The following is a 13,060-nucleotide window of genomic DNA, read 5'->3' as shown; positions in this document are numbered from 1 at the left end:
CTACCGGAGATTAAAAATTTAATGGAAGATTTGGCGATATTTTTGTCTAAGTCTTTGATGGGTTGGCTGGTTATTCAGGTGTGTTTTACGCTTGTCTTTATATGGTATCTGCGCTCATCCAAAAAAAACTTATTACCAGATGACCAGTTACCCAAAACAGCAGTGATTCTTTGCCTACGCGGAGCCGATCCGTTTTTGCCTAGATGTTTGCGATCGCTCCTGAACCAAAACTATCCACACTATGATTTAAAATTGATCGTTGATAGTCACGAAGATCCCGCTTGGAAAATTGCCAGTGAAAGCATCACAGAGCAAGAAGCGACCAACGTTCAAATTAGCCCTTTGCGAATAGTACGCAACAATTGTAGTCTCAAATGCAGTTCTTTAGTCCAAGCTGTCCGTGAGTTGGATGATTCCTACAAAGTGGTTGCCTTAGTAGATGCTGATACCATAGTCCATCTGAATTGGCTGCGAGAATTAGTTAGTCCTTTAAGTGATGCTAGAGTAGGGGCAACAACAGGTAATCGTTGGTACGTTCCGACAGGTAGGTATTGGGGATCTTTAGTACGGTATATCGGCAATGTATCCACAGTAGTGCAAATGTTTATCTTCCAGATTCCTTGGGGTGGGAGTTTGGCTGTGAAAACAGAAGTGCTTCGCCAAACAGAATTGCTAGATAAGTGGGGACAAGCTTTAGGCGAAGATTTTATGATGCACGACATCCTCAAAAAACATGGATTCCAGGTAAAGTTTGTGCCTTCGCTGCTGATAGTAAATCGTGAAGAGACTGATTTATCCAACTTAATCGACTATCTCAAGCGCCTAATACTTTATTCTCGACTGTATCACCCGCGTTGGTTAGCTTTAGTCAGTGAAGCTGTTTCTAGCATTTTGTTTCCTACGACACTGATCGTTTTAGTTCTAGAGTCCTTCTTAGAGGCAAAATGGGAAGCTGCGGCTCTCTTCTTGGTCTGTTATGGTGTCTATACTTTAGGATTACTGTTGATAATGCTCGTGTTGGAATTAGAGATCCAGCGAGTGGTTCGCTCTAATGACCAGACGATGCCTATGGGCAAGCCGTTGCACGTCTACGCCAAATTATCAGCTGCTACAATTATCAAAATGTTGATTGGGATTCCGCTAACACAGTGGGTTTATGGGTTAGCGATGCTATCATCTATTTGGATTTCAACAGTCACCTGGCGCGGTGTCTCCTATCGAGTTCAAGGGCCTTGGAATGTCCGGTTAGTGGAATATCGCCCTTATCAATGGTTAGATCAGCCTATTGATAGCAAGGTTTCTCTTTGAGTTGAATCACTAAATATGAACTAGGGCATGAAAGTTATTACACTAAACATTCCCTAGTATTCAAGTTAGATTATCTTATATTTAGTAGAAATATCCTAGCTATAACCCTTGTCAAAATACACGTTTTTTTGCGAATTTTCAAATTCCATTTGCATTAATAGCAAGGGTCTAGACAAATATATTAAGGGGAATTTTGACTTAGTACTTTGGATATTCTGATAGTTTAAACCAAGGTTTATAAGCATCCACTTCACAACCCACGCTTTCGACTGTTTGACAATGTTAAAATCCTTGATTTAACAGTATTGGTGGTAATTTCTGAGCTAGATAATCAGGATGCTCATGAAAGATTTGCTGTGTAAATCCTAAATTCAAAACCCGTATTTTCGTGAAATATTCCCCTTTTTTATGACTAAGCAAAAACTTCGCATTGCACTATTTACAGGATTGTACGCTCCTTTCTTGACTGGTGTTTCTGTTGCAGTTCACCAACGAGTTCGTTGGTTGCTAGAGCAGGGACATGAGGTTTTTCTAATCCATCCGCAAATCAACGATCGCTACCCCAAAAATGTAGGCGATCGCCCCATGCAAGGTTTAGAGGAAATTCAGTCTTTCCCCAACTTCTCTGCTTACGCATTCCCCACTGAACCACTGGTATTCTACAAGTCTCTTCCTCAACCATTGAACTATCGACATTGGAGCGATACCAAGTTGCTGGAGAAATTCAAGCCTGATATTATCGTGGTTGAAGAAGCAGCGCAAATGAGAGGCTTATACTCATTTTTCTTGCAAGGTTATGGTCGCCCAATTGGCACTCAATACGCAAAACGAACAGGCACGCCAATAATATCACTCTTCCATACAGATATCGTTGCGTATATCAAATATTACTTTGGAGACAGGTTCTTCAATTTAGTTCGTCCCATCGTTCCCGTTTTAGTTAAGCAATTTAGTGAGTCTTATGACTTCAATTACTTCTCTTCTAAAGAACAACTGACTAAATACGAAGAACTGAAATGCCAACGCGCTGAATACGTCGCTTATCAAGGTATCGATTGCGAAAAATTTCACCCGCGAAACATTTGTTATGACCCCATTCCCAATGACAATCGACCGACTCTTTTGTTTGTCGGACGCATCACACCCGAAAAGAATGTCAACCAATTGCTTGATATATTTCCAGTCATAGCTGCCAAAATCCCTGATGTCCATCTGGTGATTGTTGGTAGTGGCCCGCTAGATGAAGAGATCCGTCAGCGGGCTAAAAAGTTTGGATCGGGTATTACTGTATGGGGCGAGTCTCACGGTACAGAACTTTTAGGTTGGTTTGCTAGAGCGGATATTTTTGTTAACCCCTCCGTTACCGAGAACTTCTGCACTACAAATAATGAAGCACTGGCTTCTGGAACGCCTCTGGTTGCTGTTGTTGCACCTTCAACCTCAGAACAGGTATCTCCTGGTCATAACGGCTTTCTTGCTCAACCTAACAACCCTACAGACTTCGCCCAAAAGGTGATTTCGATTCTAGAAAATCCTGATTTGAAAGCAGATATGACTCGGCACGCTCGCCCCTCTATACTTGACTTTGATTGGTCAGCATGTATGCAAAAATTTGAACACAAACTTTACCAGATTGTTGAAGGATCGCAGAAGGTGGAGGTCGGTACAGGTGGTATAAGACCATAACGAGAACAAACACGATCGCTAACACTGCAACTTTTTGTATCAACGAGTTTTAGGATTAGGGACTTCCAATTAAAAAAATATCCAATTTTGTAGGGTGCGTTAGCGACAGCGTAACGCACCGCCAGATATCTCGGTGCGTTACGGCTTTCGCCTAACACACCCTACTGTATATTTTATTTTTTGGAAGTCCCTTAGCAAAAGCTGTGAATTGATAAAACTTTGAATTTTTCCCTTCCCTACCAGGCTGCAACTTAGATGCATTGACTTGCAACTTAGTTATATCGACCTACAACTTAGATGCATTGACCTACAACTTAGATGCATTGACCTGCAACTTAGATGCATTGACTTGCAACTTAGATGCATTGACCTGCAACTTAGTTACATTGACCTGTAACTTAGATGCATTGACCTGCAAAAATAAAACACCTTACTAGCGTGACAAGAGTAGTAGCATTGGCGTAGCCCACCGTAGGTATCGCTTGCTGGCAGAACTAAAATTAATTATCTTAAAACTTTGTAGTATAAATTATATAGAAATAACTCTGTGTCTTACTCATACTAAACACATCCGACTCGTACTGCGGTAGTTGCAGCCTCAGTGCGGTTCGTTACCCCTAACTTATTTAATACCTGGCTGACATGATGCCTAATGGTAGAAGGACTCAATTTCATCCGTTGAGCGATCGCTTCATTACTCAATCCTAAAGCCAGCAGTGCTAAGACCTCTTGCTGTCGCTTACTCAGTTCATAGATAGCTTGGGATGATGGTTTGCTTGGTTGCAGCAACACCTGAATCACCTCTGCTGCCAATATAGACCGACCGATCGCAGCGGCTCGTATGGCATTCGCCAACTCATCAATCGAGATACCCTTGAGCAAGTAGCCAATAGCTCCGGCTTGCATTGCTTTCTGTACCAAGTCATTCGCTAGAAAACTCGTCAAAATTAAAACTTGAATTTCTGGGTATTTTTTGCGGATAGCCCTTGTTGCTTCTGCCCCATTCATTCCCACCATCATCAAATCCATCAGCACCACATCTGGCTGCAACTGTTCGCACAAATCTACTGCCTCATCTCCATTACGCGCTTCACCCACTAATTCCATGTCATCAAACGCCAGCAAGACAAATTTAATACCTCCCCGCAGGATTGCATGATCGTCAACAGTAATCACCCGAATTGGTTTCAATGATTTATCTTTTTCCATATATAAATCCGAGTATTAAAACTATTTTTTATACATTTACATTATTGCTCTGTTTTCCATATTTATCCGTGAGATTCTTAATCTTTAGTTTTTCATTTCCTGCCAGTCAATCACACGAAAATCCCACAACATAATATCAAAATCTGTCTTTTCTAAATAAGTTGATGGAAATAAACATAACTATGTTAAAAAGCAAATACGCCTAAAACTCTTACCAATGACAAATGACAAATGACAAATGACAATCCTAGTAGTTAATTTTATTTGTGCCCAATACCCAATTCCCTACTCCCCACTCCCTATTTTCAAAACAGCGATTGACCAACTCAGGACAATCTCAGTCCCCTCCCCTGGATAGCTTGACAAATGGAAAGTAGCACCAATTGACTCAGCCCGTTCTTTCATAATTGCTATCCCAAAATGACCAGATGGTATTTTGTTGTAGTCAAAACCACAGCCATTATCGCTAATCCGCAAGATCGTCTTTTGTGAATCGCCGTGGAGGCTGACTGATACAAGCGTTGCTTGGGCATATTTAATAATATTATTTAGTGCCTCTTGAGTAATCCGGTAGAAGACAAGCTTCACCTCATTAGACAAAGAGCGATGATCGCCTTCCATCGTCGTTATTACCTGTAAACTTGCCCGTCCTTGAATTCCCTTCGTTAACTGCTGTAGCAATTCAGCTAATGGTTTATCTGCCAAACCATTAGGACGCAACTCAATCAATAGATTCCGCATTTCTGCTAACGCCCCTTGTGTCATTTGGGCTAGTTCCTCTAATCCCTGTTGGGCTACCTCTGGGTTGCGTTTCCACACCCTTGGCAAAGCTTCGGCAATTGTGGCCACAGTAAACAATGTCTGCGATACTGAATCGTGTAAGTCACGCGCAAGGCGATTTCGCTCCACTTCCACAGCAATCTTGCGTAGCCGTTCGCTTTCCATCAATTGTTCGCGTAGCTTCACCGCTTGCATCAAGTCTTTGACCAGGTTTAGGCTCATAATTACCACGAAGACCAAAAATCCATATTCAGCAATGTATATGGATTTGATCGTCCCCAAATCCACTAGGCGATCGTGTTGAACAGTTCCGACAAAAATCGCCAAGCTCAGACCTAGAGTCAGCCCAGCTTTCTTTTCACCACGCTGATATTGACGATAACAGGCGTAAAATGCGAAAACTACATTACTGATTAAAGCTAAGAATTGGAACCCTAATAGAGGATTGAGTGTACCTTCTGGCTGGGTAATCGGTTCACCCCAAGGCAAAGTAATACTTGATAGTCTGCTGATATGGGAATAGAGAATCCCAGTGGGTGAAATTTGGTTAATTAACAGACAGATGAGGTAGAGGCTATTCAGTACCAAAAGTAAGCGCACAGGCTTAAATTTAGTATATAAAGCCACAAACCAGATAGTAATAATCGCGTCAATATATCCCAAAGCAGATAGCAATTTTCTGGCATTTATATAATCATCTACATTCATGGTTTTATATTTGGCTATAAGAGCCAAGATATAACTAAAAATTACCAAGCAGGTTAACCCAAAAGATAAGTGCAGCGAGGGTTTTAATCGCCCAGAGGCAATTAGCAAGTGTAATAGACCAACATAAAGGCAAATACCAGCAAATATATTTAAAATAGTTGGAACAAGAGTCATTACTTGTTTGATGAAAAATTTATATCTAGCAACAAATAAGTAATATCACCTGAATAGAGACTTTTCACATTCTCTATTCATAAGTAATAGTTATATAGGACATTGATCCTAGTCAAAAATAGGACATCCGTCCGATGCATCGATCGAGGCGATCGCTGTACAATCCATTACACCAATGATTTAAGCAAAACTTTAGCGATCGCCTCGCCTCTGCGGTCAAAACCCGCAGGTGCAAAAGCTTGTGTGCCAATACATTTCAGTAAAAACGTTGCATTGCGTAGAGATGTTGCAATACAACATCCCTACAAATGTTTACGGGAAAATACCTCTAAAGTAACTACATCTGTGTAATCAATTTAAAAAGAAAATGAATAAAATCTTGTCTTGCAAAACTTTGTTGTTTAGTTCTGTTATTGCTTCCACACTGCTTGCCACGCCTAATATCGTTAGGGGTAATGAGTTGTCAGCACTAGAGACTAATAATACAGCACGTTGTAGCCAAAATGTCGGCGGTTCTTATCTGACAACAATCTTTAACTCAGATGGCAAAATCGGATCGCGTGGAGTCATAACACTTACCGAAGAAGGTAACTTTTTTGTCATTGACTCCAATCAAGGTGGTGTTACCAACGTCTTTAATCCCTTTAGCAATGGACAAGGTGCTTGGAAGTGTAATAGCAAAACTGGGGTCAGCGCCAGATCAATTACCTTTGCTTTTCCAGGAAGTGCAGGATCTACTGGTAGCATTGCCCGCTCTGACTATCAAGCCAGCTTTAATCCCCAAACGCAGACAGTACAAGGGACTATTACACTGCGTTTTTTCAACCTCAATGCTAATCCCTTATTAAATAATGTCCCGCCTGTAGCAACATTCAACTTTTCAGGGCAACAAATCAAAGCCGCCAATTAAACATAATGACTTATAAAATCCACTTTATCTCCGGCTTACCTCGCTCAGGTTCCACCTTGCTTGGAGCCTTACTGCGGCAAAATCCCCGGTTTCACGCCAGCATGACTAGCCCCGTCGGTAGTCTGGTGAGCCGAATGCTAGAAGCGATGAGTGAAGATAATGAATTTTCAGTCTTTATCACCCCAGAGCAAAAACGGGCATTAACCTTAACTATATTTTCTACCTTTTACGAACCCGAAGCTCAAAAAGAAGTCATCTTCGATACTAATCGCTTGTGGTGTGGCAAACTCTCCTTAATTCAAGAGCTATTTCCTGGCTCAAAGGTGATTTGCTGCGTGCGGAATGTCGCTTGGATTATGGATAGCATCGAACGGCTGATTAGAAAAAACGCTTTTGATGTGTCGCGGATGTTTAATAATGCTGGTGAACGCTCCACAGTTTACACTCGCACCGAAGCCTTGAGTCAAGGGGGACGGTTAGTAGGGTTTGCTTATAACGCCCTCAAGGAAGCATTCTATAGCGAACACAGCGCCTCTTTGCTTTTGGTGGACTATGACTTATTAACCCAAGCACCTGATAAAACCGTATCGCTGATTTATCAATTCTTACAAGAGGAACCTTTTAAGCATGATTTTGCCAATGTGGAATACGAAGCTTTGGAATTTGATAATCGGCTGAATACTAAAGGACTACATCAAGTGCGTCCGAAAGTTGAGTTTCAACCGCGACTGACGATTTTACCGCCGGATTTATTTGCTCAGTATGATTCGTTGTCTTTTTGGAAGAACCCTAGCAATAGTTTGGCAAATGTGATTGTCGCCCAGCCGGTAGAAGCGGTGAGTAAATAAAGCTTTCAATCTTAGAGATTGTTTGAAAAGTGGTTGGCTGTGATTTTAGGCACTTACCGATCCCCCCTAGCCCGCTTACAAAGGCTACGGTGTCTAGACAAGTCAAATTACCCCCCTTAATCCCCCCTTATAAAGGGGGGAGACCGGAAATCTAGTTCCCTCCCCTTTATAAGGGGAGGGTTAGGGTGGGGTAAAGCTAACACAAAAAACCAGGTGAGTAAACTATTTCAGACTTATGCATACACCGTAGCCCTAGAAAGGGAGGAACTTTTCCTACCAACCTGCAACTTTATTGCACCAACCTGCAACTTTATTGCACCAACCTGCAACTTTATTGCACCAACCTGCAACTTTATCGCATCAACCTGCAACTTTATTGCATCGACCTGCAACTTTATTGCATCGACCTGCACCTTTATTGCATTCACCTACAACTTTGCTGCATTCACCTGCAACAAAGTTGTACTGACCTGCAACTTAGAAACTTCCAACAAACAAATTATCCAATCTTGTGGGATGGGCAACATCAGCGCCCCTAGTTCAAGGCGACCGAGATGCCAATTCCACAAGAATTAATTGAGTATTTTTTATTTGGAAATCTCTTAGATGCATTTGCCTACCTGACAAATAACTCAGATCCCCGACTTCTTCAAGAAGTCGGAAATCTAAATCCAGCGATTTAGTCACTGACTATTTCACTCTACAAATAACTCTTCATTTACCTAAAACAAAGGAAAAAAATCAAATGACAAACTTCATCGTCAACCAAGCCACCGATGACGGCAGTGGTTTAACTACAGGCACTCTTAGTTATGCAATTCTCCAAGCGAACCAACTAGCAGGGGATGACACTATTACCCTCAATAATGATGTGCGTGTGACTGGAATAACGCAAACCTTAATTGACAGTAACATTACTATTGTGGGCAACAACCACAGCATCAGCGGCGATGCCAATAATAACGGCATCAACGACAATGGCGACGTGCGCCCCTTGTTCATCAAATCTGGAACCGTCGATATCTCTAATTTAACCATCACCAACGGACGATCCGAGGGCGGCGCTGGTATGGGCGGCGGCGGCGGCGCTGGTATGGGCGGCGGCTTGTTTATCTATGATGGCAACGTCTCCTTAAGCAATGTTGCTTTTAGTAATAACACAGCCCAAGGTGGCGCTGGTCTGTCCTACGGCAGTGGCCCCATAGTCAGCGGCAACGGCGGCGGACTTCTTGTTTCGATCAGCGGCTTTGGCAACGGCGGCGGCGACGCGGGCTTCGGCGGCGGCGGCGGCTACGGTGGCAAGGGCGGTTACGGTGGCGGCGGCGGCTACAGCGGCTACAGCAATGGCGGCAACTTCGGCGGTGCCGGCGGTTTTTCTGGTGACGGTGGTGGCGGTGCTGGGCTGGGGGGCGGTATCTTTGTCCGCAGTGGTTCTTTAACCCTCAGCAACACCAGCTTTACCAACAACATGGCTACGGATAATGTTGCAGTTTCTCGCCCAGGTCTAGGCTTAGGTGGGGCAATCTTCATCATGCAATCGCTCACCAATACCAACGGTAATAACCAGGGAATGCCCACCGTCCTTGGCACGATCAATTTTGTGGGTTCATCTACCTTCAGCGGCAACAGTGCGACTGACGATGCAGGAACTCTCACCAATAACGATGATGTTTACGGCACACAAATACCTTCCACCGCTCCTACTGTCAGCATTACTGCACAAACAGCCACAGCCAATGAAGGTGGTAGCAACGGTGTCTATCGCCTAACTCGCACCGACACCACAGGGGATTTAACGGTTAACCTCACCCTTGATGGCAGCAGCACAACCTCTACTGCCGACTATACCCTCAGTGGTGGCAGCGTCGCGGTTTCTGGCAGCACCTTAACGGCGACCATTGCTGCTGGACAAAGCTTTGTTAATATTAACCTAGCAGCCATTGACGACATCGCCGCCGAAGCAGACGAAACCCTCAAACTCAACTTGGATACTGGCACAGGTTACACCGTCGATGGTACGAATAATACCGCCACCGTCACCATTGCTGCCAACGATACCGTCGTCACTAACACCAACGATAGCGGCGAAGGTTCCTTGCGGCAAGCGATTCTCAATGCCAATGCTAATCCAGACGCAAATACAATCACCTTTGCAGGCAGCGTGTTTACCGATGGTACTCCTGATACCATTACCCTAACTTCTGGGGAATTAGACATTACCAACGCGCTAACTATCAACGGACTAGGGGCAAGCAATCTCAGTATCAGTGGCAACAATGCCTTCGCTGTTTTCAATGTGGATGATGGTAATAGTAGCAATGAAATTGCCGTAGCAATTAACGGACTGACGATTAAGGATGCGTCTGATTTCGCTAGCATCGGCAATATTGAAAACCTGACTATCAACAACAGCAGTATTTCTGGTAATGCTGGGTTCTTCGGCAGCATCTATAACTTAGGAACAGCTACTATTACCAACAGCACCATCTCTGGTAATTCTGGGGGCTACGCTGGCGGCATCGCTAACGCAGGAACAGCTACTATTACCAACAGCACCATCTCTGGTAATTCTGGGTTGGGCGGCGGCATCTTTAACGCAGGAACGGCTACTATTACCAACAGCACCATCTCTGGTAATACGGGAACAGATATCAGCGGCGGCATCTACAACCTAGCTATACTGAACCTAAGCAACAGCACTATTACCAATAACACTGCTGACTCTGACAACAATGGCAGTGGTGACGGTGGTGGTATATTCAATGATGCTAGTGGCACTGTCACCGCCCAAAACACGATTATCGCTGGCAACTTTGATTCTGGAAATGAAGCTCCTGATATTTTTGGCGCAGTAACAGGCAATGCCAACAACCTCATCGGTAGCTTGACTGGGGCATCTGGTACTATTGGCACTGGCAGCGATATCACCTTTGCCTCGGCTGGCATTACCAATATTAACCAAGTCATCGCCTCTCTCGCCAACAACGGTGGTGCTACCCAAACTCACGCGATAGTTTCTGGTTCGGCTGCCATCAACGCGGGAAACAATGCCCTCATCCCAAGCGGTATCACCACTGACCAACGGGGTACAACTCGCACCATTGGCGGTACTGTGGATATTGGCGCTTATGAATCAGGCTTCATCGCTCCTGTTGCCGCCAACGATACTGCCACCACTAATGAAAATACTGCTGTCAACATCAACGTCTTGGGCAATGACACTGATGCTAATGGCGACAGCTTGAGTGTGATTAAAGTTAATGGCAACAGCGTCACAGTCGGTACACCAATTACCCTAGCTTCTGGGGCGCTACTTACTCTCAACGCCAATGGCACTTTTAACTATAACCCCAACAGTCAATTTGAGTCTTTGGGTGTGGGTGCAACTGCCAGCGACAGCTTCACTTACACAGCTAGCGATAATGGTAAGGGCGGCACTAGCACAGCAACAGTTAACCTGACTATCACTGGTGTTAACGATGTAGCCACTATTACAGGTACAGCGACAAAATCTGTCACCGAAGATGCAACTACCCCCAATCTCACCGCTACAGGTTCTCTCACTGTCAGCGATGCCGATGCAGGTCAAAACATCTTCAACACCACCGTCACTTCAGCTACAGGTAATCTCGGTAGTCTCAGCATTACCAATGCCGGAGCTTACAGCTACAGTGTTGCTAACAGTGCGGTGCAGTTCTTGGGTGCGGGTCAAACTAAAGCTGAAACCTTCACTGTAAAATCTGTTGATGGCACAGCTACGCAAAACATTGTCGTTACCATCAACGGTGTTAACGATGTTGCAACTATTACAGGCACAGCCACAGCAGCAGTTACCGAAGATGCAACTACTCCCAACCTCACTGCCACAGGTTCTCTCACTGTCAGCGATGTTGATGCAGGTCAAAACATCTTCAACACCACTGTAACTTCAGCTACAGGTAATCTTGGTAGTCTCAGCATCACGAATGCCGGAGCCTACAGCTACAGTGTTGCCAATAGTGCAGTGCAATTCTTAGGTGCGGGTCAAACTAAAGCTGAAACCTTTACTGTAAAATCTGTTGATGGCACAGCTAGCCAAAACATTACTGTCACCATCAACGGTGTTAACGATGCACCAACTGTAGCAAATGCCCTGCCAGATAAAACCACCATTGAAAATAGTGGCTTCAATTTCACCGTTCCCGCCAACACCTTTGCAGATGTCGATACAAGCAACACCTTAACTTATACCGCCACCTTAGATAACGGTAACGCCTTACCCAGTTGGTTAACTTTCAATTCCAGTACTCGCATCTTCAGCGGCACACCTGTGGCTGCTAATGTGGGAACCATCGGTGTCAAAGTTACCGCCAAAGACAACAGCAACGCTACTGTCAGCGATATCTTTAACCTGACAGTTACTCCCCTCAACTTGACGGGAACCCCAAATGCTGATACTCTCACAGGCACAGCCAGCAACAACACCATTAATGGATTAGCTGGTAACGACACCATTACAGGTAACAAGGGTAACGACACCATTACAGGTGGCACTGGTCAAGATAGATTTGTCTACAACTTGGGCGACGGTGTTGACACCATCACTGATTTCGGTGGTGTCGGTCAAGGGGTAAACCCATCACCCGCAGTCATTGCCGCAACTGATACTCTGAAATTCCAAGGAACTGGCTTAACTGCTCAAAATCTGCTGCTGACTAAGAATGGTAGCAATCTAGAAGTCTCCTTTGAAAGCGTCGTCAATAGTCCTAAGGTAATCCTGCAAAACTTTGCCTTGGAAAACTTGGATAACCTCCGAAAAGTTAACGGAGCTAGTGTTGACTTGGGTAACATCTTGTTTAATGGGCAAACCACCATTCAAAATGACTTTGATGTTTTCGATGTCAACTCTACCCAAACTACTATTTCTAGGGAGAATATAGTCACCTTCCTTAACGACAGCAACAACACTGTTGACGGCTTTAACAACTCCAATGATGTGATTAACGCTCAAGGAGGTAATGACCGCATCGACGGCAAGAGTGGCAATGACCTACTGCGCGGTGGTGCTGGTAATGATATTCTCATTGGTGGTAGCGGTAATGACATCCTCATTGGTGGTGCTGATAATGACACCCTGACTGGCGGTAGTGGTAATGACCAGTTTGTTTACCAAGCTTTCAGTGACAAGGGGACTATTGGTGATACCATAACCGACTTTAACAAGAACGACGATAAGTTAGTTTTAACTGACCTGTTCAAGAGTTTAAGCTACAGTGGCACCAATGCGATCGCCGATGGCTACTTACGATTTGTGCAATCGGGTACTTCTACTAGAGTTCAGGTTGATGCCAATGGTGGTGCTGATGCTTTTAGTACTTTGACAACTTTGAATAACTTCACCGCGACAAATTTGGTGATTGGTAGTAACGTCTTCGTTTAGTCCGATATGTGTGGGGTG

General features: G+C 44.2%; 10 protein-coding genes. 8 read left to right on the top strand and 2 right to left on the bottom strand.

Annotated elements, in window-relative coordinates:
- Positions 1-21: 21 nt before the first annotated feature.
- Positions 22-1,308 (top strand): glycosyltransferase, encoded by a 1,287-nt coding sequence (locus CDG79_RS07160; protein WP_094341525.1) that lies wholly within the window; start codon positions 22-24, stop codon positions 1,306-1,308.
- A gap of 408 nt (positions 1,309-1,716) precedes the next feature.
- Positions 1,717-2,994 carry a glycosyltransferase gene (locus CDG79_RS07155; RefSeq protein WP_094341524.1) on the top strand — a complete coding sequence of 426 codons (1,278 nt, stop codon included), beginning with the start codon at positions 1,717-1,719 and terminating at the stop codon, positions 2,992-2,994.
- A 561-nt stretch (positions 2,995-3,555) separates the two neighbouring features.
- Here the strand turns inward: CDG79_RS07155 and CDG79_RS07150 are convergent.
- Together CDG79_RS07150 and CDG79_RS07145 are read right to left on the bottom strand one after the other, a co-directional pair.
- The gene (locus CDG79_RS07150) at positions 3,556-4,203 is read right to left on the bottom strand and encodes a response regulator (RefSeq protein WP_223278045.1); all 648 of its coding nucleotides are present in this window, start codon (positions 4,201-4,203) and stop codon (positions 3,556-3,558) included.
- Positions 4,204-4,488: 285 nt separating this feature from the next.
- Entirely contained in the window at positions 4,489-5,865 is a 1,377-nt protein-coding gene (locus CDG79_RS07145; protein WP_094341523.1) for a sensor histidine kinase, read from the bottom strand.
- A 102-nt stretch (positions 5,866-5,967) separates the two neighbouring features.
- Here CDG79_RS07145 and CDG79_RS40835 point away from each other — a divergent pair, with 102 nt between their 5' ends.
- The 6 genes from CDG79_RS40835 to CDG79_RS42145 all read left to right on the top strand — a co-directional run bounded on the left by CDG79_RS40835 (position 5,968) and on the right by CDG79_RS42145 (position 13,042).
- Positions 5,968-6,216, top strand: a complete 249-nt coding sequence (locus CDG79_RS40835) for a hypothetical protein (protein WP_143855439.1) — start codon at positions 5,968-5,970, stop codon at positions 6,214-6,216.
- Between the two features lie 16 nt (positions 6,217-6,232).
- The gene (locus tag CDG79_RS07140; RefSeq protein WP_094341522.1) at positions 6,233-6,775 is read left to right on the top strand and encodes a hypothetical protein; all 543 of its coding nucleotides are present in this window, start codon (positions 6,233-6,235) and stop codon (positions 6,773-6,775) included.
- Positions 6,776-6,780: 5 nt separating this feature from the next.
- Positions 6,781-7,623, top strand: a complete 843-nt coding sequence (locus CDG79_RS07135; RefSeq protein ID WP_094341521.1) for a sulfotransferase family protein — start codon at positions 6,781-6,783, stop codon at positions 7,621-7,623.
- 292 nt (positions 7,624-7,915) lie between these two features.
- Positions 7,916-8,092: a hypothetical protein gene (locus tag CDG79_RS42150; protein WP_189524914.1), complete on the top strand. Its 177-nt coding sequence runs from the start codon at positions 7,916-7,918 to the stop codon at positions 8,090-8,092.
- Between the two features lie 85 nt (positions 8,093-8,177).
- The gene (locus CDG79_RS44745; protein ID WP_262985778.1) at positions 8,178-8,306 is read left to right on the top strand and encodes a hypothetical protein; all 129 of its coding nucleotides are present in this window, start codon (positions 8,178-8,180) and stop codon (positions 8,304-8,306) included.
- A gap of 62 nt (positions 8,307-8,368) precedes the next feature.
- On the top strand, positions 8,369-13,042 hold the full coding sequence (locus CDG79_RS42145) for a beta strand repeat-containing protein (RefSeq protein WP_094341519.1): 4,674 nt from the start codon (positions 8,369-8,371) through the stop codon (positions 13,040-13,042).
- Positions 13,043-13,060: the final 18 nt, after the last annotated feature.

The organism is Nostoc sp. 'Peltigera membranacea cyanobiont' 232, assembly GCF_002245985.1.
In the GTDB taxonomy this organism is placed as follows: domain Bacteria; phylum Cyanobacteriota; class Cyanobacteriia; order Cyanobacteriales; family Nostocaceae; genus Nostoc.
The sequence above is the reverse complement of the archived record's forward strand: the minus strand, read 5'-3'. Positions and strand labels throughout refer to the sequence as shown.